This window comes from Criblamydia sequanensis CRIB-18 (assembly GCF_000750955.1).
GTDB lineage: Bacteria > Chlamydiota > Chlamydiia > Chlamydiales > Criblamydiaceae > Criblamydia > Criblamydia sequanensis.
In genome coordinates this window covers 242,848-269,596 of sequence record NZ_CCEJ010000001.1, presented here as the reverse complement: position 1 = coordinate 269,596, position 26,749 = coordinate 242,848, and the positions used below count along the sequence as shown (strand labels likewise).

Genomic DNA, 26,749 nt, shown 5'->3' with positions numbered 1-26,749 from the left:
CTTACCTATTTCTTAACGGGATGCCCCTTAAACATGCGAGTCGGAGAGAATTCGCCTAATCGATGACCCACCATATTGTCTGTGACAAACACGGTAATAAATTTTTTACCGTTGTGGACTTCGAAGGTGTGTCCGATCATGTCAGGAATTATCATTGAACGCCTTGACCATGTTTTAATCGGTTTTTTTTCATTTTTTCCATTCATCTCGTTTACTTTTTTAAGTAAATGATGGTCGACGAACGGACCTTTCTTAAGTGATCTGCCCATTCTTACTTCTTCCTACGATCTTTAATGATGAATTTATTGGACTTCTTAAGTGAACGCGTTTTGAAGCCATTAGTATATTGAGCCCAAGGCGTCTGAGGGTGGTTACCCTTGCTTTTTCCTTCACCGCCACCGTGAGGGTGGTCGACTGGGTTCATAACAGTACCCCGGACGGTTGGACGGATACCTTTCCATCTTGATCTTCCGGCTTTTCCTTCAACTCTCAAATTATGCTCAGAGTTTGATACTTGTCCGAAAGATGCTCTACAATCTTCATTGATTTGACGAACTTCTCCGGAAGGCATTCTGATAGCAGCATAACCGTTGCTTCTCGCCATCAACTGAGCTGATAACCCGGCTGAACGCACCAATTTGGCTCCTTTTCCAGGATAGAGTTCAATCCCGTGAACGGTAGAACCAAGCGGCATGTCTTTTAACTTCATGCAAACCCCAACAGAAAAAGGAGGCTCACTGCTTGTCTGAACAAGATCGCCCTGCTTTAGTCCTTCTGGAGCTAAGATATATCGCTTTTCACCATCAGCGTAGTTAATGAGCGCAATGTAAGCAGATCGGTTAGGATCGTATTCAATAGACGCAACTTTTGCAGGAATATTTTCCTTATCGCGCTTAAAGTCAACTAAACGATAGCGTCTCTTATGACCTCCACCCTTGTGGCGGCAGGTGATATGACCGTGGTTGTTTCGTCCGTTTGTACGTTTTTTTGACTTAAGAAGAGGCTTGTGAGGTTTTACTTTTGCCCGCTTTCCTTCTTCAGCACGCGTCAACTTTTCGTGAACGGGCAACACTAGCTGCCTTGTTCCTGGTGTTATTGGACGGTATTTTCGCAACATGACTCAATTACCTTTCCTTATTTAAACGAGATCGAGGTTGTCGCCGATATCTAAGGTGACAACTGCTTTTTTAATGGATGCCGTCATGCCAGGCTTTCCACGTAAACGGCGTTTTTTGCCTTTAACATGGATTGTATTCACTTTCACAACTTTGACATTCTTATCTTTATAAATCGCTTCTACTGCCCCTGCAATCTCGCTTTTATTTGCGTTCTTATCGACAACAAACACATACTTTGGAGATTCGCACTTTTTAAGTGACGGATTGCTAGATGCGTTTTTCAGCTCCTGCAGTACTCTTGACTTTTCAGTCACATGCAGATGCTTAATGATTGCGTAAGGGTTTTTAATATTTTCTTTCATGGTGATTCCCTTATCAGTTACTCGTTACAGAGCCATTCTTCTAACTCTTGCAAAGCGGGCGCTGTGACATAAATATCATGCGCGATCATCACATCATACCCACTGATATTCTTTGCTAATGCAAAAGAAACCTTAGGAATGTTTCGCAAACTCTTGATGAAATTGCTATGTTTTGAACTTTTTACGCTCACTTTGTGTACAACATCTTCGTGTTCCACTTCCATATACTCACCTTCACCTAGGAAAAGAGCTCTTTTACCTTCGGCTCCGGCTTGCTTAAGAAGAGATGCCACAGCTTTAGTCTTAGGCTCATCCAATGATGTTGATTCAATAATGTGGAATCTTCCAGCTCTAATTTTTTCACCAATTAGGCATCGGATTGCTTTTTTTCGCTCTTTCTGGTTGATTCGAACATGCTGATCAAATTTTGGCTTCGGACCAAAAACGATACCTCCCCCTCTATACTGAGGAGAAACAAGCATTCCCTGACGGGCGCGACCTGTTCCTTTTTGCTTGAAAGGCTTTGCAGTTGTATGAACGACTTCAGAGCGTCCTTTTGTATTTGCAGACCATTGGCGCTGATTTTCACGAAGGGCGACAATATAATCTTTAATCATTTGTGTGTTGGCTTCGGCTGTTGCAAGTGATTCGCTCACTTTTGCTGAACCGATTTTTTCGCCACTTAAATTGTATTTTGCTAAGGTTGCCACTTATGACTCCACTAACCTAACTTTTGGCTTTACGCCGCTTTTGATTTCTTTTTCTCTGCGGCGGTGATATAAACAAGTCCATTTACAGGACCTGGAATCGCGCCTTCAACCAGAAGCACATTGTCTTCCGGAAGAACTTCGACAACCCGAAGATTTTGAACTGTTACTTTACGGTCACCCATATGGCTTGCTTGCGGGATACCTGGCAAGCAACGACCGGGGGTCGATCTCATACCTTGAGACCCTCTTGATCTATGAAACTGAGAAGCACCGTGGGAAGCAGGTCCGCCGCTATAGTTATGCAACTTCATAACCCCCTGAAATCCTTTTCCTTTTGAGATTCCGGTAACGTCTACGTGTTTAATCTCATTAAAGACTTCTACTCCAAATTCTTGACCTAATTGAATATCTTCAACTTTTTCAAGCCTTGATTCGGAAAGATTTTTCACAGGCTGAACGCCGCTTTTTAAAAAGTGACCGCGCTGTGGTTTTTTTGTTCTTTTCTCTTTCGTTCTAGAGTCTTTAGCTATTACTTCTTCAAACCCAAGCTGAACAGCAACATAACCGTCAGTTTCCTCAGTTTTAATTTGCGTAACAACATTTTTACTTAGTTCGATCGCTGTGCATGGAACGGCATTGCCTGCATCGTCGAACAGCTGTACCATGCCACGCTTTCTACCCATCAATTTGAGCGCCATACTCTTTTCCTTAAATCAAGCTCACACTGATGTCTCAGTGGTCTTTTTTTGTTTTTTATCGTAGTTCTTTCAGATTTTATACCTTCGGATTCTCGTGAAAGGTTACACGCGAAACGTGTTCAATTCAGTGACCCTGAAGGGAATAGTGTTGCCTAAAAACGCAACTATACAGAAAGCATTTGAATGGAAAGCTTAGCAAAACCCTTGATTTATCACAAGTGGAAATCTCTAAATTAAGGAAAATAGTTAAAGACTAACTTTTACGAGAGAAATTCCTTGAGAAAAACCCTATTTTTCCGAAGTTATACGCATAATTATTTCGCTTTTTCATCAAGCGACTAAAAGTTTCTACGGGGAACTTTAATTTTATAGGGACCCTAATTGCCTAAGGGAAATATAATTCAGGGCAAAATAAGCCGCTTTGCACTCTTTAAACTGCCCTTGCCCTTGAGTCAAAGGGCTTTTAAATTTAACCCCTGATTTTGCTGCCTAATCCATAGCAAGCACCGCAAGGTGTCAATAGATTTTTAAGATTTGCTTGAAGGCAATGTCCCGGCACTGCCGAAAGACAAAAATGTCCCGGCATTGAAAACGATATGACTTGTTGCGAAGAGCCTGTGGATTAGGCGCAAAATCAGGGAGTTTAAGAGAGATCCGCTGCCATCATTTTTGTTTCCACTGACGGAATTTGCAGTTGTTTATTGACCGGCCTAAGATCAAACAACTCTTTAGCAAGGCCAATAATATGTGTCGCTGTCCAAAGAGCTGCTGCAAGAGCGAGTACCCATACGGCAGTTATTGACGCCAGAACAATAACAAGCCCAAGAATTCCTAAGGCGAGCTTCATTACAGAATTTGCAATTATAAGCCAGTTCTTGGTCTGAATCTTCCCTTTATTATGCTTGGCTACATCTAATATTTTACCATGGTTTTCAATCTTAAAGTCGCAGAGTTTATCAAATTTATCCTCCCGTCTTTGAATCTCAACCCATCGGTTATGTTTTTTCATTAGAGGAGCAAATCGATTTTTAAACTGTTCCTCATCTTCCGGACTAAGTCCTGTTCTCTCAGCATCTATTTTCTCTTTTGCTATTTTGACTATTTCGTCTGAAAGAGCATCGATTTTTGTCTGCGCATAATCTTTTCTTTCCAAAATTGATAGTCTTTTCCTATCAGCCCACTTTGAAACTTTAGCTTCCTTATCCTCTATTGTTTTTCCTGCTTTTACGATCTCATCTGAAGCGCTCCATATAGTGCATAAAGAAACAGGGATAAGGATAATGTTTTTAGCAATTTCTATAGGGCCGGCAGCCGGGCCTAGATCAAATAATCCTCTTTTACTAAGCCAAAGAGTCGTTTCAGCCACGTTCGCAGCGGTTAAAAATACTTCACCGGCGACTTTTTTAGAGCTTACAGGTTCCTTTTTTCCAATAAGGGAAACCCAAAACCCTCCGCGCTCAAAAATACTGCAGGCGGAGAGAAATCCTGTGAAAACGCTTAACTGTCCTGTCACACTTCCAAGCGAGGCTGATTCTGTTCCGGCAAATTCTGCAACTCTCGCTCCATTAATCAGAACTTTAGCCGCACCTTCCATAATATCAATTTTTCCTCGGATCTCAGCTCCAATTTCAAAAGGAGCTGCAACAACTTCTAGTAAAACTTCACTTGCGCCTTTTCCAACATTCATGACAATCAACCTCTAATCCTAAAATTAAATTGTTAAACAGATTATCCGACTGCCAAAAGTGTCTTCCTAAGTTCTAGACCCTCGCAGCCTGTGCAGCATAGCTCAAAAATTAAGTCCCCTCTTCCATCCTCTTCTTAAGAACAAATAATCGAAAGGAAGGATAGGGTTTCTATCAATTTAGCGAATGAAAAAGGATGATGTCGGCTTTTGGGGGGATAAAATCGTGAACTTTGCTTGAGAAGAGGCGTTTGTCAATCTCGAAGTAAAAAAAACATTCGGAAAAGAAGATTAGCAAAAAATTTAATTAATAACAAGTCTAAGAAAAGCCATAAGTCTTAGGATGGCTTTAACCCCGGCTTCTTTTCTACAATAATTTGATCATTTTCTCTAACAATTTTCCGACGCTTCGGAAAAAGGATAACTTCCCCATTTTCCAAGTAAATTTCATTTTTTAACTCTTCAAATCGTGATTTGGCTTTAACCCAAACAATGTCTTTTTTGAGCCCGCGGGACTTATAAATAACTTCTATGGGTATTTTTTTGACGCCCTTAACCTTGATTCTTTGCTCATCAATAAGATTTCCCTCTAAATTCAGGTTTCGGGTATCGGCATTGTCTTGAAGCTCGGCTAAAGAAAGCGCTTCTCCCAAAGTGGAACCTCGCCCTAGCCGATAACAGCCCGGTTTTTTGACAGCCCCGCTTATGTAAACAGAAAGTGATTGCTCAACGGATTCTTTCGAAAGGACCTCGAGGGATTCAAGACCTCCATTTAACCAAGAAATAAGAGCGATAAAGATAAAGATCGAGAGGTAGACAGATATTGCAAACCACTCATGCGGATAAAGAGATGCGTTAGATCGACTATTCATCTAAACCAATTGAACCGAATAGGAGCAAAAAAAAGCCGCTTTACGCTTCATGAAAGAATCACTTGCTGTATAGCGGCTTTATAAATAAATTAGGCTAGATTGGCAGCCATCATATTTGTTTTCAAAGAAGCCAGCTCGCGAAGTTTATTAGCTGGCGCAAGATCATACATTTCCTTAGCAAATCCAAGCGCATGAGTTGCAGCCCACGCAGCTGCGACAAGAGCAAGAAGCCAAGGAGTTGTGATGGAAGCAATTAGGAGCGCAAGACCTAGAATGCCTAGGACAAGTTTCATCACTGAATTGGCAATCACAAGCCAGTTTTTAGTCTGGACTTTGCCTTTATTATGCTCGGCCGCTTTTACAACCTCGCCATGCGCCTCAATCTTATAGTCGAAAAACGCATCTATTTTATTCTGATCTCGAATCTCAATCCAGCGATCTTGCTTATTTTGGAGAGGAGTGATTCGAGCTTTAAATTCTTTCTTAAGGTTGCCGGTAGGATGGCCTGAGGCTTTGGCATCAGCTTTTTTCGCATGCTTCTCAGCCTTTATATCCAAAATCTGGTCCGCAAGTTCGTCGATTTTTCCCTGAATATAGAGACCTTTATCTGTAGAAGCCTTTAATCGGTTCCATTTCTCAACTTTTTCTTCTTTCGTTCTTAAAACTTGATCAATTTTTTTGATTTCATCGGAAGCATTCCAAATATTGCAGAAAGAAACAGGTAATAGCACTACGTTTTTGACAAGTTCAATAATCGGGGCCGCTGACCCAAGTTCAAGCCCGACTTTGCCAAGCCAAAGTGTAGTCTCAGCTACGTTCGCAGCAGTTAAGAAAACCTCGGCAGCTACTTTTTTAGAGCTTACCGCATCTTTTTTCCCAATTAAGGAGACCCAGAATGCGCCACGAGCAAAAATATTTGCGGCACCTACAACCCCGTTAAAAGCGCTTAACTGACCAGTCACATTATCCAATACTTCCGACTCGGCACCCATAATTTTTGCAGCTTTTGCGCTATTTGTAATCACCTTGCCTAGGCCATCTATTGCCCCAATGCTGCTTCTTACTTGTCCAGCCCAGGTAATTGGAGCTGTAACCACGTCTATGATAGCGTCTCCCGCACTTCTTCCAACAGTCATGAAATAAACCTTCTTTTAATTCCTTAAATATAAATTGTTAAATCGACATTTTACGCTTTATTAAAATGGCCGTATAAAAAGCTTGCAATTCCAAGGCCGCTTGATATTACCCCAAATAAAACAATAGCCCACACATTTGCTGCCGCCATAAATAAGATTTGCAGAACTGCAGAACTTCCAAGCGCCGCCACATCAAGAATTGCTTTTGTCCGCTCTTTATCATTTTTTGCTAAAACAGCGTCTTTTACAGCGTTGGCACAAAAAAGCGTGAACCCTGCCATAGCTGTGAATCGAACTAAAAATAGGAGGGCTGAGCCAACGTTTATAATCCAACTGCCGATCTTAACGGCTGCGTCAGCGAGTTTATAGAAGCCCATTTCAGCGGCCCAGAGGACAATTCCTCCCATGGTCGCAATACCCATGCAAATATTGCCAAGAAGGTTAAAAAACCCCTCCCAGGTTGCATCTTTTATGAATTTTCCGTTAATCCAATAGTCTAGAACCGAAAAAATTTCGAAGACATCAATGACGGAGATTCCACCGGCTGCTTGTTGATGGATAAGTAAAGGAGAGGTTGCGGTTGCAACTTGTTGAACGCCCATCGTGGTATAATAAGCCACGTTTAAAGCTTTATATAATGCATCCGGGTTTTCTTTAACTTGGACAATTCCTTCAAGGGTCGCTTCTGTAGCGCCATGAATCCTGCTGCCCAATGTAGATACTGATGTCACGGGATGAACCTCCTGTTCGATAGAGAATAATTATACCATAGAATTAAGTTTTAGTAAAGATTAGATATTAAAATTTTCTTGACAGAAGTATCCTTAAAAACAATTTTTTACTAAAACCAATATTTTTTATAATAAATAATTTTTTAAAGGTTTTTTAAGGGGTGCCGCTAAGTAATTTTTCCTCGGCTACTCCCGAAAAGAAATCGATGACGAAATGGGCCGTATCTCCAAGAATCCCGATGACGCAAAGAATGATGCCCAATACAGTAAGAGGCGGGAACATAAAAGCCAAAGTTGAAAGGATGTAACAAAAAGTCGATACAAGCCCTGTGATTGAGCTTGCGAAAATCTTTTCCAAAAGCTCTTTTTCCTGAGGGTTTGCAGTTTCCAGTAAAAAAAGCGTCTGGCAAAGCACGCGAGCGTACTGAATGAAAAGAAGAATATTTGTAAACACAAAGGTCACCGGGGCTAAAACATTCATAGCGCCCGAAAAAAGGTTGGCTTGATAGCCTGCCACCTGGTGGACAGCTCCCGCAACACTAAAAACTCCTGAAGCCAAAAATAAAGATCCTTTAAGCAAGGGATAAGCTGCGCTATCAAAAAAACCTGCGGCGGCTTTCTCCCCAAATAGGGGATTTTTAAAACTCTTTAATTGGGCGGAAAAATGATCCGGGATTGGGTTAATTTTTCTAACGATTAAGTCCCGTAAACCCAAACAAACAAAAAAGACGCCTTGTCCCAAGATCGAAGCATAATTAAAGGCTGTTTTTGCAAAATCTGCCACTTTTGTCATTAAGCTTGGTGCCGCCGACAAGTTTGGTGAGGCCATTGGAGCAGGAGCTCCAAAGCTGGAAAATGGGGATGAGGGGATTGCTGTGTAAATAGTGCTCATACTAACTCAATGGATTGTATACGCGCTCCCCTTAACCATTCGGAGGTGCGCATTCTTTTTTTTCCGGGAAGTTGAAGCTCTAAAACTTCTAGGGTGCCTTGTTCAGATGAAATGAGGAGGCGATTGTTTTCAATAGTCAGTCGAGTTAAAGGTGTTTTTATTTCTTCCCAATATTTTGTTAACCATATTTTTAAGGGGGTTAATTTCCCATTTAAACGTATTTCTGTCCAGGCCCCGGGGTAAGGATTAACCCCGCGAACCAGGTTATGAGTTTCTTTTAAAGGAAGCTTCCAATCAATTTTGCAGTCTTCAAGTTCGATTTTAGCAGCATAGGTAACTAAGGCTTCATTTTGCGGAATGGCTTTAGGCTTCCCTTTTTTAAAGTTAAGGAGGGTTTGCAAAAGGAGCTCTTTGCTTATCTCTAACAGTTTTTCTTCAAGGCCTCCAAAAGTTTCTTCTTCTTCAATAAGCACTTCTTTTTGAGAAATGATATCGCCGGCATCCATTTTTTTTACCATATGCATGATAGTGACGCCTGTTTTTACTTCTCCATCCATAATAGCTCTCTGAATGGGGGCGGCTCCTCTATATTTCGGCAATAAGCTTGTATGGACATTTATGCAGGCAAGGCTTGGCAAATTCAAAATTTCCTGGCTTACAATTTCACCAAAAGCCACGACCACAAATAAGTCAGCGCCTATTTCCCTTAATTTTTCAATAGAAGCCTTCTCCGATACTTTATCCGGGGAAAAACAGGATAGCCCAAGGGATTCAGCAAGCTCTTTTACAGGCGACTTAGACACCTCAAGGTTACGTCCTTTCGGTTTATCCTTTCTTGTCACAACAAGAGCAACTTCAACCCCCGACTTAAGGAGGTGTTCAAGTAAATGCGCTGAAAAGTTCGGTGTTCCAAAAAAAACAATTCGCATTATTCTAAAACCGCTTCTAATTTTTCTGTTTCTTCTTCATTTTTCTCAGACCCGATCCCCATCAAACCTCTTTTTGAAGTGTGGCAAAAATGAATAAAATGTTTAACTTCCGGGGTCTGCTTCAACTCCGTTTCACAAGCAGCTAAGGCCTCCTTGAGCTTTAATTGGGATCTGAAAATAAGTTTAAAAGCTTTTGAGAGCTCTTGTCTTACCTCTAAGGAAAAACCATGCCGCTTTAAACCGATAATATTTAAGCCGCCATACTTGAAGGGAATTCCACCGCCTATTGTATAGGGAGGGATGTCATTGGTTATACGGCTTAAGCCCCCCACCATGGCGTAGGTTCCAACATTTGTAAATTGATGGATCGGGGTCATCCCGCCAATAATGGCATGGTCTTCAACATTGACATGTCCTGCAAGGGTCGCTCCATTAGACATCACTACAAAATCCCCAATAGTGCAATTATGGGCCACATGACAATAAGCCATCAAAAGACAGTGATCTCCTACTTCCACAACGGAATTTTCTTGGCAGGAAGAATTAATTGTAACAAATTCCCGAATTTCGCAAGACTTTCCGATATGGACAAATGTTTTCTCCCCCTTATATTTTAAATCCTGTGTCTTCGTCCCAATAACAGCGGAAGGGTAAATAGTCGTGTTTTCACCAATCGTTGTATAGCCATCAATATAAGCATGGGATTTGATCGTTACCCCGTCTCTTAACACGACATTCTCTTTAATGATCGCATAAGGCTCAATTGTGACATTCTCGCCAATTTGGGCGCCAGGTTGTATAATAGCAGTCGGATGGATGTTTCGTTTATTCATTTCAAGTATCTCCCAAAAAATTAGATATTGCCTTTGTCTACTAGAGCAAAACCCATTTCAGCCTGAGCTGCAATTTTATCGTCAATATAAGCTAGAGCATTTATCTTTCCCCCTTTTGCGCTGAAGTGAATGCCTTCGCAAACAAGTTTTAGAACATCCCCCGGTCTCACAGGCGATCTGAATTTAGCTTCTTTAATATTCATCAGAACGGCAATTTTTGAAGTCTTTTCATTCGCCTTTAGATACACAAGAACACCGCCCGCTTGCGCCAAAGCTTCGATAATTAAAACTCCCGGCATGATGGGTGCTTCAGGAAAATGGCCCTGAAAAAAGGCTTCGTTAATCGTCAGATTCTTTTGGGCTACAATACGACCCTTTTCCAAATCAACTTCAATCACTTTATCCACTAATAAAAATGGGTAGCGATGAGGCAATATCTGCATAATTTCTTTAACATTTAAAAGAGAAGCATTCGCTGACATCTCGTGTATTCTCCATGGTGATCGAATTTAAAATTTTTTTTGCTAAAGCACAGTTTGATGAGTGGCCGGACCGGATGGCAACGATATGGGCTTCAAAAGGGAATCCGACCAAAGATAAGTCACCGACGAGATCAAGGATTTTATGTCTGACCATCTCATCTTGGAAAGCAAGGCCCCCTTTGCTAAAGATGACATCCTCTTTGATGATAACCGCGTTGTCCAAGCTGCCTCCTTTTATGAGGCCTAAATCCATAAGATGGGAGACTTCTTCATAAAGGGCAAAAGTTCTACAAGGGGCAATTTCTCTTTTAAAAATTTCGGGGTTGATCTCAAAAGAGCCATATTGAGAATGCAGCGCTTGGGATTTGGTGTAACTTAAGGTGTAGCTAATCTTAAATCCTTTATAGGGCAGAGCCACAAGGTGAATATCTCCATGAGAGACAAAAACCGGATACTTTAATGAAACAATTTTAGCTTCAGCTTTTTGAGGAACAATTTTTGCCTGTTCAAGAAGATCTACAAAAATGTCCGATCCCCCATTGGCAGCCGGCGGCTCTATATTGGTTAACTCAATAATAAGGTTATCAATTCCAAGCGCTCGGACAGCAGCCAAGACATGTTCCACTGTATGTATTCGAACATCATGAAGGCCAAGAGTTGTGCTTCTTTCCGTATCTACGACGTATTCAACTGTCGCGGGAATTACAGGTTCGCTCGGGAGATCCATTCTTTTGAAAACAACCCCAGTATTTTCGGGGGCAGGACAAAACTTTAAGGAAACACATCTGCCGGTATGAATGCCAATGCCTGAAAATGCAGCTTCATTTAAAATTGTTTGCTGCCCTCTTGGCTCATCCATTTAATTTTCTCCTCAATTTATGCTTAGTTACTTAAAGTCAAATAACTAAGAAACAAAAAATTTGTTAAGCGGTTAAATATCTTAAATAATTTTTACTTAAAAATCAATTAAACAAAAATTCAGGTAGTTTTTATAATTTTAATTTTCTTCTTCCCTTATTTATAAACAAGAGAGATAGAAAAGAGAAACCCAAGATGGCCGCATCGCCTGTTTGACTATAAAAAGTTTTATAATGATAGATGGGAAGCTCCACAAAAAGGCTCCCTCTCTCATTTTGCAAATCAATAAAATCTTTGCCTAATTGCTTTATTTCTCTTCCTAAACTATCAAAGGCAGCCGTCACCCCGGTATTACAAGACCTTACTAATGCCACTCCCATTTCAACTGTCCTTATCCTTGAATGGTCAAGATGCTGCTTGGGCAATCGGGAATCCGGAAACCAGCCATCGCTTGTTAAATTTACAAGGAGTTCAGCGCCTTCCTTTTTATTTTCAAGCATGAGGTTGCCAAAAGTTTCTTCATAGCAAATCGCAACTCCAAATGAAGTGTCTTTGGCTTTAAAAACTTTTGCAGCGCTCCCAGGCGTAAAAGAAGACTGGATACCATACCAAGACGCGATGCTTTTTAGAAACTCTCCGGGAATATACTCACCCATCGGTACAAGAATACGTTTATCATAACGAGGAATCTCGGATTGATTTCCGGAAACCAGGATAGCGGAACTGAAATATTCTCTTTTCGCCCCTCTGTCTTCAACATCCTCTATACCCATTAAAATACTTGCGTTTGTAAGTCTCGAAAGCCACTTAATCCAAAAAAGATTATTGACAAAAGAATAGGCCCCATGGCTTGTGTTTTCAACTTTAAACACATATTCATCTAAATCAGGGCGGCTTGCTATGGCCGTTTTTCCAAAGGCGTCCGTCATGACTTTTTCAACATGAGTCAAAGGAAAAAGACAGGAGTAGACTCCAAAGGGCACACACATTTCCGGCAATACAATCAAATCGAGCGGTTTTTCTTTATCCTTAGCGATAAGGGCTGCTATTTCCTTCCATTCATCCATAACATAAGCCACCTTTTGAGCTTTGGATGAAAAGGAAAGCGTTTCTTCAATGGGGAAGGCAGTTTGTACAAGTAAGAGGTTTAATTTTTTTTCTTTTTCATGCTCGATTTTATGAAGGTGTTCTGAAATTTGAAAAAAACCAAAGAAATAAGGGATTAAAGCAAATAAAAAAGAACCTGCAAGACGTCTTATCTTATGAGTTTCATCTAAACTTCTTAGGAAAAGAAGATTTGTAAAAATCACAAGAAACGAAAGTAAATAGACGCCCCCTAAAGAGGCTGTTTGCAGAGAAAAAATATTCTCGGAAAGATATAAGCCAACGGGGTTGAAGCTAACACCCGACAGCCAAAAAAGACGAGACCATTCCATCCAAACCCAAAGACCGGATAGAAAAAAAACATAACCGATATTCTCTACCCAATTTTTTTTCACTAAAAGGGTAAGGAAGCCGAATTGAATCCCGTAAAGTGTCAAAAGCGCCAAGTAAACAAAATAGATGTAGTAATAAGGATGGGAAAGAAACCATGAAAATTGAACGGCTTGAACAAAAAAGAAAAAGAAAAAGCCGTATATAAATCGCTTTTTAGAAGATTCAAAGGTTGCGGTTTCTTTCCAAAAAAGAGAAAATGCAATACTTGCAGCTAAAGGCCCAAGAAATCCAAACCATGCCGGCTGTCCGAATGCTACAAGGATCCAGCTTAAAAAAATAAGCGCATATCTTTTTATGTACACAGTAATCAAAGGTATCCTTGTCTTGCTTTAAGAAGCATCATAAGGATAGTAAATAAAAATCTCGATCTTTTTTTAGCATTTGAGTGTACTTCCCTCCTCTCCAACTTTCGAAACCATCAAGTTTGCATCTTCTTATCTGCCGGCTAAAACCGCAAGGAAGATAGGATGCGTCAGGAATTAGAGACCCTTAAAGGTTTTAAGGGTCTCTGAAAAAGAGGATTTAAGACCTTCTTAAAAATCTTCCCAAGCAAGCATCAAAAGAACATCCTCCCGGTCCTGCAGAGACCAAAAGAATAAGGCCGCCTAGGATAGACAAGTTCTTCATAAACATAATTTGCTGCAGCGACGCCTCTTCTGCTGGCAAACCCCAAAAATTATGAAAAATAAGAGTGGTTGGGATTAAAAATAAGATTAGAAGCAGGGCTCCAATTCTTGTTTTATAGCCTAAAATAACCGAAATGCTTCCCAAAAGTAAAAAAACAATGGCTCCTAAAAGTAAAACTGAAGCAAAAGGGATTCCCTTGGAGGTCATCATCTGGAGATAGCCGTTATAATTTAAAATTTTTTGCGTTCCGGCTATAAGAAATATGGACGCAATCAAAATGCGCCCGAGAAGCAGGCCTAAAGAATAAATCCATGTCATAACTATAACTTCCTTAAAGTTGATTGCCCGTCTTAAAAAAAACAAAAATGAAGTAAAGCATCGTTTTTTTGAAGATAAACGCTTATACTGTTTTCTTAAACTTTATACCCTCTTTTATAAAGAGAGAGAATCTCCTTTGCAAAAAAAAATTGTTTATTTCTTGTCAAATTTCTCTAACAACTTTAAAATCAACTTCTTAAAAAATAATTTGCAGGCCTTATGATCAACGTCCCTTTTAGAAAATATCACCTTCTTTCTTTTTTAAATGCTCTTAAAGAAACAGTTCCCATGGATGTTCAACTAAGAGACTATTTAAAAAATAACAAAGCTATTGGCTCTAAAGACAGAGCCTACATTGCAGATACAGCTTATACACTGATGCGTTGGAAAGGGCTTTTAGATTACATTTTAGGTTCTGAGAACGACTGGGAAGGAAGACTGAAACTTTTAGAAGAAAAAGGGATCGATGCGTTAAAATTTACAAAAGACCTACCGGATCACGTAAAATTCAGCTTCCCGAAATTTCTTTATGAAGCACTGTCTCGCAGTTTTGAGACAGAAGAGCTTTTCCCCTTATTGTCTGTCCTTAACGAAAAGGCACCCATTTGCATAAGGGCTAATGCTTTAAAAATAGATCGCGATGATCTTTTTGATAAATGGTCTGACGAATACCCCATTCAAAAAACGGAAGAGTCTCCTTATGGGATTGTGTTTGAAGATAGGGTAAACCTATTTGGATTAGAGGAGTTTAAAAAAGGTTTTTTTGAAGTTCAAGATGAAGCAAGCCAGCTAGTCGGTCTTAAAATTGAAGCTAAACCTGGCGATTGCGTTCTTGATTTTTGCAGCGGATCCGGTGGAAAAACGCTTTGTTTTGCGCCATTTATGGAAAACAAGGGTCAAATATATTTACACGATGTTCGAAAACACGCTCTTAAAGAAGCTAAAAAAAGACTTAAAAGAGCCGGCATCCAAAATGCGCAATTGATAGAGAATACGGAAACTCAAAAACTCTCAAAATTAAAAAGAAAAATGGACTGGGTTTTAGTGGACGCGCCCTGTACAGGAACAGGAACTCTTCGCCGCAACCCTGACATGAAATGGAAATTAACAGAGGAGACTTTGAAGCGTTTGCTTGGGCTTCAAAGAACAATTTTTGAGCAAGCCTTGAGCTATTTAAAGCCAAATGGCATTATCGCCTATGCGACATGCAGCCTTCTAAAAGAAGAAAATGAAGATCAGGTAGCTCACTTTCTAAAAACTTATCCTTTAGAGCTTATTGAACCTCCATTTGCGACCATTCCTAAAAGAAAAGAAAAGGATGGCTTATTTGTTGCTTTATTTAAAAAAGTTGAAAAAATAAAGTAAATTTCTTGGCCTTTTGAAAACGCTCCTCTTTGACAAGAGATAAAGCTTCCAAAAGATAGGAAAAGACAATAGACTTGTTCTAATCAAGGATAAATAAAATTAAAAAGTGGCCTATGAAAAAAATTAAATTTCATTCTTTTATTTTAGCTCTCGCTACCCTCCCTTTATTATGTTCTTTCGGAAGCAACGACCCTTTCCTTTTAAAACCTCCTTCTCATATCGAGGTTAACAACCGTGTGCTTTCAAACGTTAATGGGAAGCCGGTTACAGTCTACGATGTGATGAAAAAAATGGACATTTTATTTTATAGGCAATTCCCTCAATACGCAAATTCCCTCGAAGCCAGATTCCAGTTCTATCAGATGAGCTGGAAGAATATGTTCAAGGAAATCATTGAAAAAGATCTGATTTTAAACGACGGCAAAGAAATCGGGATTACTCTTTCAGCCGGTGATATACGCCAAGAAATGCAAACTCTTTTTGGACCCAACATCATCGCCAATTTAGACAAATTGGGTATGTCTTACCAAGAAGCTGAGGGACTTTTGAGGGAAGAATTAATTATCCGTAAAACTATTGCGGCCAGAATTCAAAGCCGGATACTCCGTCTTATCTCGCCGCAAGATATAAAAAAAGCTTATGAGGGCTTTCTTAACACTTTTGAGGCCCACCCCAACTATCTTTACCATATTATAACGATCCGAGATAAAGACCCTATAAGGGGCAAAGAAACCGCTGATTTAATTCGCAGCACCAATCTTGCAGAAGGTTTTGATAAAGAGAAAATTGAAAAAGCCTTTATTCAAAAAGGGCTCCAAGACTCATTTAAAACGGTCTCTTTTTCCAATCAATTAAAACTTTCCGATAAAGAAATTTCAGAAGAGCAAAAGATCGTCCTCGATCTTTTAAAACCAAAAGAACTCAGTTTGCCCAAGCTGCAAAAAAACAAAAAAAATGAAGAAGTTCTTCGTTTATTTTATCTTGTTGAAAAAGAATCTTCCAACCCGCCCCCCTTCAACGAGATGGAAAATAAGTTAAAAGAAAAGATTTTTGCGGAATTGCAAGAAAAAGAAACTATTGCTTATCTGCAAAAGCTTTATCAAAGCCAGCACATCAACATGCAGGATTTAGAGAGCACTCTTCCTTCAGACTTTAAACCATTCACTCTGAAGTAGGCTTGTCCAATGCCCCTCTATAGACCAAGCGAGCTTACAGCCTTTCTTGAAAAAGAAGGCCTGCATGCAAAAAAGGCTCTATCCCAAAATTTCTTAATTGATGGCAACCTCGTAAAGAGAATTCTTGAAGACGCAAATGTTCAAGAAGGAGATGTCATTCTTGAAATTGGACCCGGGCCGGGTGTTTTGACAGAAGCTTTGCTTGAAAAAAATGTCGACTTATATGCCGTTGAGAAAGACCATAAATTTGCAAAACTTCTTCCAAGACTTACTGAAAACAAAGAAGGCGGCCGATTAACCGTTTTTGAAGAAGATGCTTTAAAATTTGATCTTGTTTCATTTGAAAAGAGCATCAAACCCAAAAAAGCAAAACTGATCGCCAATTTGCCCTACAATATCACGACCCCCATCCTGACCCATTATGTGAAAGCAAAAGATTGTTTTGAAAAATTAGTCGTCATGGTTCAAGCAGAAGTAGCTGATCGAATCACTTCAAAGCCGTCTACAAAAGAATATGGCTCGATCACCGTTTTCTTAAACTTTTTTTCGAACCCCTCGTTTTGTTTTAAGGTAAAAAAGCAAAGCTTTATTCCCGCACCCTCTGTAGACTCCGCAGTCATTAAATTAGATTTAAAAGACCCTCCTTTAACTTCAGTTGAAGAGCAAGAAATGTTTTTTCAGATCGTACGAGGGGGCTTCTCGCAGAGGCGAAAAATGTTAAGAACAAGCCTTAAGTCTCTTTTCCCTCATGTAGACTGGAACCAAGCTTTGATCTCCATAGGGATCAATGAATTGTCTAGACCTGAAAATTTATCACTTCAAGATTTTCTAAATCTTTATCAATCGGTAAAAAAAGAATTCCCTTTACCCTAGATTACGTGTAGGGCTATTACTTTTTTTATAAAGAGAATATAGCCCAAGAGGTATTCCAATCATTAGGGAAAGGCTAAGAAGCCATTTAAAAAAAGTAATAAGAGAAAGAGAAGAAGCCACCTTGTCTTCTTTCGATTTTCTTGAAAAGAAAAAATTCTTAACTGAAGAAGATAGACTTAAGTCCACCCTTTCTTTTGCATAAACCGGAACAGAAAGAAGAGAAACTTCCCCTTTATTCAAAATTTGAATCTCCCCTATCACAGAACCTTTTTCAATCGGTGGAAAAAGGTCTTTCTTAAGATGCATCTTACAGCTTAAGTTAGGCTCTTCGGCCGGATAATATTCCATTTTGACATCTTTCTGGATATAGGGAATCAGAGTTTGCTTGGCCCCTTTAAGGAGTAAACCTTTTTGCGAGCCGGACTTTAAAAGAGTTTTTTGAAGCTTTGGCTGGGAGAAAGCCGCTTCAAAAAGTTTTTTAGCATCAATAAATATATCGTCACGTTCTTTTGTCTTTAAAAGGACCGCTATTAAACATCTGCCATCTTTCTCTGCTGCCGCTACAAGCGTATTTTGAGCATCCGAAGTAAAGCCTGTCTTAACACCTATCGCTTTTGGATAGTAGAACTGCTTCTTATCCTTGCGAAGAAGTTTATTTGTCTGCAAAAGTACACTTGAGGGTTGTTTATTAGTTTTCGGTTTTGTGTAGCGAGAGGTCTTTACAATTTTTCTAAAGTTGCTATTTTTTAAAGCCTCCTTTGTCATAAGAGCCATGTCGTAGGCTGTTGTGACATGCTTAGGGTGATGCAAACCATGAGGGTTGCAAAAATGGGTATCCGTACATCCCAATTTCTTAAGAAACAGATTCACCTCTTCCATAAAAAGAGGAATAGTTCCGCTAATAAATTGGGCGATGACATTGGATGCATCATTGCCGGATGCTATCATCATTCCATAAAGCAGATCTTCAAGGGTTAATACTTCCCCTTTTTTTAATCCGATATGCGAGGAGGAAGTTTCAAGCCACCAAGCAGGAAGAGTATAGCGGCTTTTTCTTTTAGCTACGTCTGTCACTGTCGAAATGGCCTCAGCTTCAGCTGTCACTTCTACATCTAGCTTATCTTCAAATTGTTGAAGGGTATAAAAACAGGTGGCAATTTTGGTAATACTTGCCGGAAATTGTTGTTTCCTTCCGTTTTTTTCAAAAAGTATAGCCCCGGTATCGGCATTTATAAGAATTGCTGAATCAGCTTTAACCTCAATGTTTAGGGGTTCAGGAAAAAGAGCCCCAGGAAAAAAGGTTAAGAATCCGTAAAGAATAAAAGAAAAAAATCTTCTTATTATCCAATCTTGACCAATTTTAAGCTCATGGCATGAATGTTGCTTCATATGAGGTAAATTCACGAAAGTTAACCGAAGGTTCATATGGATAATATTATTGAACTCGAACATTGTTTCAAACAATATTGGAATCAAATAAACAGATGGCTTCCTGAAGGAATCGTTCAAGTAGATCTAAAACTGCTCTTAGATTTTGGACTTCTGGATTTTGAAGCTAAGGATTCTTCAAATCGAATATTTCATGTGATTGAAAACCCGGATAAAATCCTGCTTGTGAATCAAGATTTCGTGGTTTGGATTGTCCCTTTCATTGAGCAAGGTATTTCAGTGTCTTATACATTGATTGCTCTAAACGGACGGGAAAGTCTCCATCCTGAAATTTGCTTTAAATGTGTCGGCGCTTATAATACGTCTCATTTAGTTCTTTCTATTCTGGATAAATTTATAAGTGATATCGAAGAAAATGAAAACGTGCTAACAAATATACAGAACTATTATTAGACTTCTTTTAATTTAATTAATAGAATTTTCCATTGAAAAAAACTTAACAAGAGTTAAGCAATTCATATTATTTTCTCTTTTATATTCCACATGATCCATCGCATTTAAAATGATCATAATTCCCCATCCGCCCACTCCAAATTCTTCATTCGAACAAGGAAAATGTTCATGGTAGGTTAATGGATTAAAAGAGATCCCATCATCTAAAATGACAATTTTTATTCCTTTATTTTCAAAAGGTTCACAGTAAATATCGATGGTTCCGGCTTTATTTAAAAAACCGTGCTTGATGATGTTCACTAAGGCTTCTTCAGAAGCGAGTTCAATTTTTTGTAAAATTTCAGGTGTAAAGCCGCAATTTAAAGCAACCGACCGGATAGTAGAAAGCATGTCATGCAAACAAACTATAGATGCCGGAAAGTCTTTATGCATTCAGCGAAACCTAAATATCTGAAATTATTAATTTATTGAATTTCAATTTAATAAACCCTTGGAGCTGATTTACTTAAGCCAGAGGGAAAAACCGTTCTTATTAGCGTTGTTAATATGGCTTTACCAGCTTTCATAAACATACTCAATGATTTTATTTGCAAGACATCTATAAAGAGGTCTTTGAACCGCATCCCTTGCTGACTCATAATCAGTTACCTGACCAAGAGAGAGAACGTTTACACCGCCTCTACTTTCATAATAATCGTGATCATAGTCTAAAGTTTCTGTGATGCGAACGGGGCCGAGTATTGTTGCCGACCTTAAAGCATCAATAAGCTCAACCTCAACTATGGCAATCGCTCTTCCCTCGGTTGGAATAATAGTTCTAGTGAGTTTATTTTTTCGATTGCGATCATAGCGGAAGCCAATGTTTTCTTCACATAAATCTATGATTTCGACTTTAAGAATAAGATCTCCCGTACACTGACTATAACGAGGGCCCTGTCTTTCACTTATGGCACGGATAACAGACTGAGTCAAATAGCCGTCAGAATCATTAATAATATACGGAACGGATATGGTTGCATACTGGCAAGGTATTGGAGCTTCTCCAAATCGATACCCGCAGGAGACTAAAACAAAAGACAAGATCGCAATCCCGGTCAATGTTTTAAAGTTATGCACCAACAACTTGCAAGTTTTTAAATTCCCCAAAAAAAGCATACCTATTAAAAATTAGATGTCCTTAAGACCTTCAAAAGCTTCATCATCTAATTCAAAACTAGAACTTTTTTCAATCGATTCCGAAACTTTTTTCTGCGGCGGAGTGACAGATAAGCCGTTAAGCTTTAGGTTGCATGCATAGGCGGTTCTCGTCATTGGAAAACGATCAATCGCAGTTTGATAATAGATGGCAGCAGCCATTGGCCTTCCTGTTCTCTCATAGAAAATGCCTGTTTCATAAAAACCTCTGGCATAAGCTTCTTCGATAGATAAAAGGATTCCCTCTGCTTCAAGAATGCGATCTTCTCTTGGATATTCTTGTTTAAATTTATTTAAAATGAGTTCTGCAAAAGAGATGATATCGGGGTTTTGAAACTCAACGCTGCTTAAATCATAATAGAGAGCAAGTTGCATTAAATAGCAGTCAGGAGCAAGTTCATGTTTTGGAAATCTTCTAAGAAATAAGTTAAAAGTCTCTATCGCTTCTCGAAATTCGCGGCCCTGTCTTAAGATGCAACCTTTGCTAAAAAGAGATTTTGCAGCAGCTTCGCTTAAAGGGGCAATTTCGATAATGTTGTCATAAAGCTCGAGCGCTGCATCACCTGAAGGAGCAAATCTTGGAACATGCTTTAGTCCAAAAGGCCTCTTTTTTAAACCTGTACGGTATTGTTCGGCTATATAAAATTTATAATCGATAACAGCATCAAAATAGGAGGCTTCCTCAGATTCAAGATGTTTATCAAAAGCTTCGCAAGCTTTTTCATATTCCCCCATTTCAAAGTAGGAAACTCCGATGTAAAACCAGACATTTTTTGCAGAAATATCCTTGGGATAATAGAAAGCAAGCGTTCGATAACATTTAATTGCCTCGTTCCATCTTCCATTCTCATAAGCATTTGTGCCTAATAAGCAAAGCTCGCCCGCACAAATTTGAGCTTTCGGCTTTCTGCTTAGAATCTCTTCGTAAAACGAAGGTCTTGCCGGGTCGCAAAAAATCCTAGAGGCGCTTAATAAGAGAACCGGAATTAAACAAAGCTTGAATCCAAATTTCATTTTTTAACTCATTGATAAAGATTATCACACTTGGAATAAAGTATAATTTCTTCTTGCAAAGGGTACAAGATTAAAAATTAAGTATCGATCTTTTGTTCGAAATTTTTTAAAAAACTCCTTAACATTTTTCGGCAACAAATTGACACTCTGGGAAGAGCTCTTTGACTCGCTCTTCAAATTCTGTCATCCTGCCTTCAAAAACATTGCCGTGTAAGTGCAAGTGAGCCATCACTTGCTTATTTTTCAAAAAATCAATACGAGATAAAACCCCACTCGGAGCCTCTCTTATTAATTCTTTCAATTTCAAAACTTCGCTAAAACGAATCTTATCAACATCTAGCAGTAAATTAAATTTTAATTTTGAACTCATAGAGGGACCCGGTTTGGCTTTATTTTTTGGAGGCGAATCGTTTTTCGTTGAAGAAGCCGATTCTTTTTTGTTTTCACTTTTATCAAGAGCCCGTAATTTTGCAAAACGCTCCACTTGATGTTTTGCCCGATCAAAGGCTTCATCGCAAGAAAGGATCATCGCTTCATCAGCTCTCATTAAATCGTCCAGCCATTTAATGCTAAGTCTAAATGCAGGCTGTTGTTCTACGTGGATCACAGCATAAATCAACGCATTTACTTTAAGATGCGATTGCTTTTCTTCATAGAGATCCGCCCAAACAGGAATTTCAAGATGCTCTCTTCCATCCCCGGCTTTTAAAATAGCAAATTTCTTTTGAGTTTTAGAAGCAATTTTGACATCCAAATCTTCTATTAAAAAGGCAGTTCTTACAATGCTATCGTGATTTAGGCTTTTTAAACTTTCAAAAGGAACACAAGAAAGTCTCTTCAAAATTTCTCTGTAATCATCCATCGGATGGCCCGTTAAAAAGAATCCAAGGAGCTCTTTTTCTTTGAATAGCCTATCAAGTGTGCTTGTGCGGCGAGTAATTTTAGGAGGAGTTAAAAACCGCGTTTCATCAGATTCCCCCAAAAGGGAAAAGAAGGTCATGACTCCATGTTTAACGTCTTTCTCTTCTTTTAAAGAGCTTTCATACATCTCTTCAATTTTTTCTTTAAGCTCATCACGGCTCCACTTTGTGAAATCAAAGCATCCGGCGTCAACTAAATTCTCAATCGCTTTCTTTCCAACTGTTTTCTTATCGACTCGCTTAATAAACTGGTAAAGCGATGTGAAAGGCCCTTTATTTTTTCTTTCTCTTAAAATCGCATCGACTACTCCGGCGCCAATCCCTTTGATCCCGGACATCGAAAAACGTATCCCCTGGGGTGTCGCAGTAAATCGGCTATCGGCCTCATTGACATCCGGGGGAAGCATTTGTATATCCATGGCTTCACACTCGCCAATGAATTTAGCAACTTTAGTAATATCGGCGCTATCGCAAGTAAGAAGCGATGCCATCCACTCTCTTGGATAATTGGCTTTAAAAAAAGCCGTCGCATATGAGAGATACCCATAAGCTGCAGCATGAGACTTATTAAAACCGTAGGAGGCGAATTTTTCCATTTTATCGAAAATTCGGGTCGCTATTTCCTCGCTAATCCCATTTTCAAGAGCGCCTTGCCGAAATTTTTCCCTCTGTTTTGCCATTTCGGCATGATCTTTTTTACCCATTGCCCTACGCAGAACATCTCCTTCGCCAAGAGAATACTTTGCAAGAGCACTCGCAATTTGCATGACTTGCTCTTGGTAGACCATAATTCCATAGGTCTCATCCAGAATTGTTCTCATCCAATCGTGGTCATACTCGATGGGTTCTTTGCCATGCTTTCGGTTGATAAAGGAAGGAATCATATCCATAGGACCCGGGCGGTAGAGGGCTCCTACCGCAATGATTTCTTCAAATCGGTCCAAATGAAGCTGCCTTGAAAGGTCTTGCATGCCTCCGGATTCAAGCTGGAATATGCCAAGGGTTTTTCCCTGGTTTAATAGATCGAAAGTTGCCTTATTATCTAATGGCAGATTGACCCAATCAATTAAGACATTTTGATTTTGCTGAATGGCTTCAACACAATATTGAATAGCCGTCAAGGTCTTTAAACCGAGAAAGTCGATTTTCAACATTCCGACTTGTTCAACAGGTTTCATGGAATATTGGGTCACCGGCATATCCGAATCCTTAGAAAGGCAAATAGGGATGTGCTCTGTTAAAGGTTCATGAGACACAATAATGCCGGCAGCGTGAATGCCGGTATTTCTTATGGAGCCTTCAAGTCTTTTACCGATGTCAATAATTCTTTTGGCTTCTTCATCAACTTCATATAATTTTTTGAGGTCAGGGTCTTTTTCGAGAGCCCCATCGAGGGTGATATTTAAGTCATCCGGAATTAATTTGGCTATCTCGTTCACTTTAGCCAAGGGCACACTCAAGACGCGTCCCACATCTTTAATCACCATCTTGGCCTTCATCGTTCCAAAAGTGATAATCTGAGCTACATTCTCTTTACCATATTTTTCAAGAGTATACTGGATGACCTCTCCCCTTCTCTCCATGCAAATATCCACGTCGATATCAGGATAAGAGATCCTTTCGGGATTGATGAATCTTTCAAAAAAGAGGTGGAATCGTAATGGTTCTATATCTGTGACGCCAATTAAATAAAGAACTATCGATCCTGCGCCTGATCCTCGACCCGGACCTACCGGGATGCCATTTCTTTTTGCCCAGTTGATAAAGTCCCAAACAATAAGTAAATAATCGCACATGCCCTTTGGCGCGATAATGCTCATTTCCATCTCAAGCCGTTTTTTAACTACTTCAAGAGGGTCTTGACCCGGATAAACTTTAGCGACCGCTGCAAGCCGCTCGCTATTATATCTCTCTTCTATCCCTTTTTGGCAGAGTTCCCAAAGAAATTTTTCAACTTCAGCCTTACGCTCCTCATGCCCATATTCCTTTTCAGTTAAGCTTGGAGGAATAAAAACAGGGTAATGCTTTGCTTTAAAATCTATTTCTACATGGCATTTATCGGCAATTTTGAGAGTTTCAGATAAAGCTTGCGGCAAATCCTTAAAAAGAAGATTCATCTCTTCTTTTGATTTAAAATAATATTCGTGCGAGGGGTAAACTTTTCTTTTGGGATTGGGGGTTCTAAATTTTGGGTTCCCAAAAGCATCTTTTTCAAGAATTTCACAAGGCTCTCCCGATTGCACATTAAGCAAAATCTCATGGGCTTTCCAGTCGTCTCTTTCTAAATAATGGCTTGCATTGGTTGCGGCAAGCGGGATTTTAAGTTCTTCGGATAAAGAAACAAGCGCCTCATTGAAACGGGTTTGCTTTTGCTCAAAGTCCTTATAGCGTTGCAAAAGCCACGCTTCTTCTTTCATTCCTTCTTTAACTAAAAGACTGTCTGTCATGGCGTGACGCTGGATCTCTAAATAGAAATCTTCCGGAAATAACGTTTGATAGCGCTTTAATGCTAATGCTAAAGACTCCTTACCCCCTGAAAAAAACTCTTGCGCGAATCTGCTGTCGAGCCCGCCTGTCAAACAAATTAACCCTTCATTATGGGTTTCAAGAAGTTCAAAATCGATTCGAGGATAATAGTAAAAACCTTCCGTATAGCCTAAGGATGAGAGCTTAACTAAGTTCTCATAACCTGCTTTATTTTTTGCAAGAAGGGTTATGGAAAAAGCGGCTTTATATCGATTGTCGGCTTTTTTTTCTAATCTAGAGTTGGGAGCTTCATAAAAATCGCAACCGATAATCGGTTTTATTCCCGCATCTTTGCATTCCTTATAGAATTCAACAGCGCCAAAGAGATTGCCATGATCGGTCAAGGCAAGAGAGCTCATCTTAAACTCTTTCGCTTTCTTGACAATTCCTTTAACGGAAGCTGTGGCGTCTAAAATGGAATACTGCGAATGCACATGCAGCGGTACAAAATCTTGCATTTCTTTCATCGGTTCTCAAACAATAGATTATAAATTTCAGGGTTCGTTTCATTATAGAGTCTATAAAAAATAAGACCTTTAATCTTATAGAAACAAAACAAAAGGGAAAAGAGAATCCCTTAGGCTTGCTTATTTTGCATGGCAGGTTCGGCCTTTTTAGGTCGGAACTTATAAGACTTTTTATCATCTATCCACCAAAGCGGAATCAAAAGCGCTGCCGATAAAAGAGCGCAAGTTGATAAAGCGATGAAAAAACCTGACCACCCATAATTTTGGGTAATCGAGCCTAAAGGGTAACCGGCAACGGCTGCCCCAATATAGGCAAGCCATCCAATAAAACCTGTGGCGGTCGCTGCCGCTTTTTTATGAGAAAGCTCAGCTGCCGCGACACCAATTAGCATTTGGGGTCCGAAAATCGTAAATCCCAATAGGAAAATGGCAAGTGAGTCTAATATGGGGTAGTTTACAGGAGTAAACCAAAAAAGAAAAATTGATAAAGCTATACCGATCGCAAAGATGGCATTTACAGGCCCCCGTCTTGCGCCAAAAAGATAATCGGAAGACCAACCGGCAGCAAGGCTTCCTAAAAGACCCCCTATTTCAAAAAGGGAAACTGAACCTGTGGCGCCCATTAAGCTATAATCTTTTTCTTCAATGAGAAAAAGAGTGGACCAATCATTGACTCCTGTTCTGACTAAGTACACGAAAAAATAACTTGCGGCAAGCACCCACATGTAAGGGTTTTTTAGAATATGCTCAAATAGAATTTCTTTAGTCGACAATTCATGTTCATTTTCAACTTCTTCTTTTGTTGTCCCGGAATAATCGTTTCTAAAAGTCTCAATAGGAGGCAGTCCAAGCGATTGAGGGGTGTCACGAAGCCTATTGATTAAGAAAAAGGAGCCGGCAATACAAATAAGCCCAGGGATATACATCGCAAAGCGCCACCCGTAATACTCCAAAGCAAAGCCTACTATCCAAGGGATTAAAAAAGCTCCCAGATTATGGGAAATATTCCAAGTCGACCACCAAGACCCCCTTTCTGAATGAGAGTACCAGTGAGTTAAAAACCTTGCGCAAGGCGGCCAGCCAAAGCCTTGGAACCATCCATTTAACCCCCAAAAAATAACAAACATGATAAGGGAGGAATTGTAGCCGAATAAAATATTTAATATTCCCGTAACGAAAAGACCCACGGCCATAAAATATCTAGGGTTGGATCGATCAGAGAGAATTCCGCTTAAAAATTTACTTAGCCCGTAACTTAAGGAAAATACACTTCCAAGAAGTCCCATTTGCTGTTTTGTAAGGCCAAGTTCATCAATAAGACCAGGAGCTGCAAAGGTGAAGCTTTTCCTTGTGAAATAATATAGGGCATAACCGACAAACATAGAGTAGAGAATTCGAATGCGCCAATAATGGTACATTCGATTAACTTCCGTCTTATCTTCAATTTCAGGAAGATAGGGATCCGGTTTAAAAATCTGGAGTAATGATTTCATTGAAACTTACGCCCTTTTAAAAAAATCTCTCTAACCCTTAGCAAATCCGCTATTATATAGGTTTGGGTTCAAACCCCGAAGGTGGAAAAGGCATTAGTTTACAAGGTTTGATATTTTTTTTCACCCTAAGTTC

The 26,749-nt window shown here is 39.6% G+C and carries 26 protein-coding genes; 4 read left to right on the top strand and 22 right to left on the bottom strand.

Translation table 11 applies throughout. The features are described 5' to 3' along the window. Nucleotides 1–5 precede the first annotated feature (5 nt). From rpsS to CSEC_RS01025, 16 genes are all read right to left on the bottom strand, one after another. A complete protein-coding gene (gene rpsS / locus CSEC_RS01100; RefSeq protein ID WP_041016553.1) occupies nucleotides 6–269 on the bottom strand; it encodes a 30S ribosomal protein S19 in 264 nt (87 codons plus the stop codon). Nucleotides 270–271: 2 nt separating this feature from the next. Further along, on the bottom strand, nucleotides 272–1,117 hold the full coding sequence (gene rplB, locus CSEC_RS01095) for a 50S ribosomal protein L2 (RefSeq protein ID WP_041016552.1): 846 nt from the start codon (nucleotides 1,115–1,117) through the stop codon (nucleotides 272–274). 21 nt (nucleotides 1,118–1,138) lie between these two features. Continuing rightward, a complete protein-coding gene (rplW, locus tag CSEC_RS01090) occupies nucleotides 1,139–1,480 on the bottom strand; it encodes a 50S ribosomal protein L23 (RefSeq protein WP_053331665.1) in 342 nt (113 codons plus the stop codon). Between the two features lie 17 nt (nucleotides 1,481–1,497). Next, complete coding sequence (gene rplD, locus CSEC_RS01085; protein WP_041016551.1) at nucleotides 1,498–2,190, bottom strand: 50S ribosomal protein L4; 693 nt, start codon at nucleotides 2,188–2,190, stop codon at nucleotides 1,498–1,500. 29 nt (nucleotides 2,191–2,219) lie between these two features. Further along, nucleotides 2,220–2,888 (bottom strand): 50S ribosomal protein L3, encoded by a 669-nt coding sequence (gene rplC / locus CSEC_RS01080; protein WP_041016550.1) that lies wholly within the window; start codon nucleotides 2,886–2,888, stop codon nucleotides 2,220–2,222. A 643-nt stretch (nucleotides 2,889–3,531) separates the two neighbouring features. Then, nucleotides 3,532–4,575: a hypothetical protein gene (locus tag CSEC_RS01075; RefSeq protein WP_041016549.1), complete on the bottom strand. Its 1,044-nt coding sequence runs from the start codon at nucleotides 4,573–4,575 to the stop codon at nucleotides 3,532–3,534. Between the two features lie 335 nt (nucleotides 4,576–4,910). Beyond that, entirely contained in the window at nucleotides 4,911–5,444 is a 534-nt protein-coding gene (locus tag CSEC_RS01070) for an SLBB domain-containing protein (protein ID WP_041016548.1), read from the bottom strand. 89 nt (nucleotides 5,445–5,533) lie between these two features. After that, complete coding sequence (locus CSEC_RS01065) at nucleotides 5,534–6,580, bottom strand: hypothetical protein (protein ID WP_041016547.1); 1,047 nt, start codon at nucleotides 6,578–6,580, stop codon at nucleotides 5,534–5,536. Between the two features lie 50 nt (nucleotides 6,581–6,630). Further along, nucleotides 6,631–7,311, bottom strand: coding sequence for a hypothetical protein (locus tag CSEC_RS01060; protein WP_154017594.1), 681 nt, complete (start codon nucleotides 7,309–7,311; stop codon nucleotides 6,631–6,633). Between the two features lie 154 nt (nucleotides 7,312–7,465). After that, a complete protein-coding gene (locus tag CSEC_RS01055) occupies nucleotides 7,466–8,203 on the bottom strand; it encodes a hypothetical protein (protein ID WP_041016545.1) in 738 nt (245 codons plus the stop codon). Further along, nucleotides 8,200–9,132 carry a methionyl-tRNA formyltransferase gene (fmt, locus tag CSEC_RS01050; RefSeq protein WP_041016544.1) on the bottom strand — a complete coding sequence of 311 codons (933 nt, stop codon included), beginning with the start codon at nucleotides 9,130–9,132 and terminating at the stop codon, nucleotides 8,200–8,202. The genes CSEC_RS01055 and fmt overlap by 4 nt, the downstream gene beginning before the upstream one ends. Further along, on the bottom strand, nucleotides 9,132–9,965 hold the full coding sequence (gene lpxA / locus CSEC_RS01045) for an acyl-ACP--UDP-N-acetylglucosamine O-acyltransferase (RefSeq protein WP_041016543.1): 834 nt from the start codon (nucleotides 9,963–9,965) through the stop codon (nucleotides 9,132–9,134). The genes fmt and lpxA overlap by 1 nt, the downstream gene beginning before the upstream one ends. Before the next feature lie 20 nt (nucleotides 9,966–9,985). Beyond that, nucleotides 9,986–10,447 carry a 3-hydroxyacyl-ACP dehydratase FabZ gene (fabZ, locus tag CSEC_RS01040; protein ID WP_041016542.1) on the bottom strand — a complete coding sequence of 154 codons (462 nt, stop codon included), beginning with the start codon at nucleotides 10,445–10,447 and terminating at the stop codon, nucleotides 9,986–9,988. Beyond that, nucleotides 10,416–11,306 carry a UDP-3-O-acyl-N-acetylglucosamine deacetylase gene (gene lpxC / locus CSEC_RS01035; protein WP_053331664.1) on the bottom strand — a complete coding sequence of 297 codons (891 nt, stop codon included), beginning with the start codon at nucleotides 11,304–11,306 and terminating at the stop codon, nucleotides 10,416–10,418. The genes fabZ and lpxC overlap by 32 nt, the downstream gene beginning before the upstream one ends. A 130-nt stretch (nucleotides 11,307–11,436) precedes the next feature. After that, a complete protein-coding gene (gene lnt, locus CSEC_RS01030) occupies nucleotides 11,437–13,104 on the bottom strand; it encodes an apolipoprotein N-acyltransferase (protein ID WP_041016541.1) in 1,668 nt (555 codons plus the stop codon). 220 nt (nucleotides 13,105–13,324) lie between these two features. After that, the gene (locus CSEC_RS01025) at nucleotides 13,325–13,747 is read right to left on the bottom strand and encodes a DoxX family protein (RefSeq protein ID WP_041016540.1); all 423 of its coding nucleotides are present in this window, start codon (nucleotides 13,745–13,747) and stop codon (nucleotides 13,325–13,327) included. Between the two features lie 219 nt (nucleotides 13,748–13,966). Here CSEC_RS01025 and CSEC_RS01015 point away from each other — a divergent pair, with 219 nt between their 5' ends. The 3 genes from CSEC_RS01015 to rsmA all read left to right on the top strand — a co-directional run bounded on the left by CSEC_RS01015 (nucleotide 13,967) and on the right by rsmA (nucleotide 17,160). Next, complete coding sequence (locus CSEC_RS01015) at nucleotides 13,967–15,112, top strand: RsmB/NOP family class I SAM-dependent RNA methyltransferase (RefSeq protein ID WP_041016538.1); 1,146 nt, start codon at nucleotides 13,967–13,969, stop codon at nucleotides 15,110–15,112. A gap of 113 nt (nucleotides 15,113–15,225) precedes the next feature. Then, complete coding sequence (locus tag CSEC_RS01010) at nucleotides 15,226–16,287, top strand: peptidylprolyl isomerase (protein ID WP_041016537.1); 1,062 nt, start codon at nucleotides 15,226–15,228, stop codon at nucleotides 16,285–16,287. Between the two features lie 9 nt (nucleotides 16,288–16,296). Beyond that, nucleotides 16,297–17,160 carry a 16S rRNA (adenine(1518)-N(6)/adenine(1519)-N(6))-dimethyltransferase RsmA gene (rsmA, locus tag CSEC_RS01005; protein ID WP_041016536.1) on the top strand — a complete coding sequence of 288 codons (864 nt, stop codon included), beginning with the start codon at nucleotides 16,297–16,299 and terminating at the stop codon, nucleotides 17,158–17,160. Here rsmA and CSEC_RS01000 read toward each other — a convergent pair. Beyond that, complete coding sequence (locus CSEC_RS01000; RefSeq protein ID WP_237559187.1) at nucleotides 17,152–18,564, bottom strand: D-alanyl-D-alanine carboxypeptidase family protein; 1,413 nt, start codon at nucleotides 18,562–18,564, stop codon at nucleotides 17,152–17,154. The two genes, rsmA and CSEC_RS01000, sit on opposite strands and share 9 nt — an antisense overlap. Before the next feature lie 21 nt (nucleotides 18,565–18,585). On the opposite strand from CSEC_RS01000, the gene CSEC_RS00995 reads away from it, so the two are divergent. Further along, on the top strand, nucleotides 18,586–19,002 hold the full coding sequence (locus CSEC_RS00995) for a hypothetical protein (RefSeq protein WP_041016535.1): 417 nt from the start codon (nucleotides 18,586–18,588) through the stop codon (nucleotides 19,000–19,002). Nucleotides 19,003–19,014: 12 nt separating this feature from the next. On the opposite strand, the gene CSEC_RS00990 is transcribed toward CSEC_RS00995, so the two are convergent. The 5 genes from CSEC_RS00990 to pgtP all read right to left on the bottom strand — a co-directional run bounded on the left by CSEC_RS00990 (nucleotide 19,015) and on the right by pgtP (nucleotide 26,616). Then, the gene (locus CSEC_RS00990; protein WP_041016534.1) at nucleotides 19,015–19,434 is read right to left on the bottom strand and encodes an ATP-binding protein; all 420 of its coding nucleotides are present in this window, start codon (nucleotides 19,432–19,434) and stop codon (nucleotides 19,015–19,017) included. A gap of 120 nt (nucleotides 19,435–19,554) precedes the next feature. Further along, on the bottom strand, nucleotides 19,555–20,148 hold the full coding sequence (lptE, locus tag CSEC_RS00985; RefSeq protein ID WP_161780937.1) for an LPS assembly lipoprotein LptE: 594 nt from the start codon (nucleotides 20,146–20,148) through the stop codon (nucleotides 19,555–19,557). Nucleotides 20,149–20,169: 21 nt separating this feature from the next. Then, entirely contained in the window at nucleotides 20,170–21,210 is a 1,041-nt protein-coding gene (locus CSEC_RS00980) for a tetratricopeptide repeat protein (protein ID WP_041016533.1), read from the bottom strand. A gap of 118 nt (nucleotides 21,211–21,328) precedes the next feature. Then, the gene (gene dnaE / locus CSEC_RS00975; RefSeq protein ID WP_237559186.1) at nucleotides 21,329–25,123 is read right to left on the bottom strand and encodes a DNA polymerase III subunit alpha; all 3,795 of its coding nucleotides are present in this window, start codon (nucleotides 25,121–25,123) and stop codon (nucleotides 21,329–21,331) included. 110 nt (nucleotides 25,124–25,233) lie between these two features. After that, on the bottom strand, nucleotides 25,234–26,616 hold the full coding sequence (gene pgtP / locus CSEC_RS00970; protein WP_041016532.1) for a phosphoglycerate transporter protein PgtP: 1,383 nt from the start codon (nucleotides 26,614–26,616) through the stop codon (nucleotides 25,234–25,236). Nucleotides 26,617–26,749: the final 133 nt, after the last annotated feature.

Bases quoted from the DNA above. Each gene is read 5' to 3' on its own strand.
- CSEC_RS01025 (WP_041016540.1), bottom strand. From the start codon at position 13,747: ATGACATGGATTTATTCTTTAGGCCTGCTTCTCGGGCGCATTTTGATT.
- CSEC_RS00995 (WP_041016535.1), top strand. From the start codon at position 18,586: ATGGATAATATTATTGAACTCGAACATTGTTTCAAACAATATTGGAAT.
- fmt (WP_041016544.1), bottom strand. From the start codon at position 9,132: ATGCGAATTGTTTTTTTTGGAACACCGAACTTTTCAGCGCATTTACTT.
- CSEC_RS00980 (WP_041016533.1), bottom strand. From the start codon at position 21,210: ATGAAATTTGGATTCAAGCTTTGTTTAATTCCGGTTCTCTTATTAAGC.
- CSEC_RS01075 (WP_041016549.1), bottom strand. From the start codon at position 4,575: ATGAATGTTGGAAAAGGCGCAAGTGAAGTTTTACTAGAAGTTGTTGCA.
- rplW (WP_053331665.1), bottom strand. From the start codon at position 1,480: ATGAAAGAAAATATTAAAAACCCTTACGCAATCATTAAGCATCTGCAT.
- lpxA (WP_041016543.1), bottom strand. From the start codon at position 9,965: ATGAATAAACGAAACATCCATCCGACTGCTATTATACAACCTGGCGCC.
- rpsS (WP_041016553.1), bottom strand. From the start codon at position 269: ATGGGCAGATCACTTAAGAAAGGTCCGTTCGTCGACCATCATTTACTT.
- rplC (WP_041016550.1), bottom strand. From the start codon at position 2,888: ATGGCGCTCAAATTGATGGGTAGAAAGCGTGGCATGGTACAGCTGTTC.
- CSEC_RS01015 (WP_041016538.1), top strand. From the start codon at position 13,967: ATGATCAACGTCCCTTTTAGAAAATATCACCTTCTTTCTTTTTTAAAT.
- CSEC_RS01055 (WP_041016545.1), bottom strand. From the start codon at position 8,203: ATGAGCACTATTTACACAGCAATCCCCTCATCCCCATTTTCCAGCTTT.
- fabZ (WP_041016542.1), bottom strand. From the start codon at position 10,447: ATGTCAGCGAATGCTTCTCTTTTAAATGTTAAAGAAATTATGCAGATA.
- dnaE (WP_237559186.1), bottom strand. From the start codon at position 25,123: ATGAAAGAAATGCAAGATTTTGTACCGCTGCATGTGCATTCGCAGTAT.
- lpxC (WP_053331664.1), bottom strand. From the start codon at position 11,306: ATGGATGAGCCAAGAGGGCAGCAAACAATTTTAAATGAAGCTGCATTT.
- CSEC_RS01065 (WP_041016547.1), bottom strand. From the start codon at position 6,580: ATGACTGTTGGAAGAAGTGCGGGAGACGCTATCATAGACGTGGTTACA.
- rsmA (WP_041016536.1), top strand. From the start codon at position 16,297: ATGCCCCTCTATAGACCAAGCGAGCTTACAGCCTTTCTTGAAAAAGAA.
- rplB (WP_041016552.1), bottom strand. From the start codon at position 1,117: ATGTTGCGAAAATACCGTCCAATAACACCAGGAACAAGGCAGCTAGTG.
- CSEC_RS00990 (WP_041016534.1), bottom strand. From the start codon at position 19,434: ATGCATAAAGACTTTCCGGCATCTATAGTTTGTTTGCATGACATGCTT.
- CSEC_RS01010 (WP_041016537.1), top strand. From the start codon at position 15,226: ATGAAAAAAATTAAATTTCATTCTTTTATTTTAGCTCTCGCTACCCTC.
- pgtP (WP_041016532.1), bottom strand. From the start codon at position 26,616: ATGAAATCATTACTCCAGATTTTTAAACCGGATCCCTATCTTCCTGAA.
- CSEC_RS01070 (WP_041016548.1), bottom strand. From the start codon at position 5,444: ATGAATAGTCGATCTAACGCATCTCTTTATCCGCATGAGTGGTTTGCA.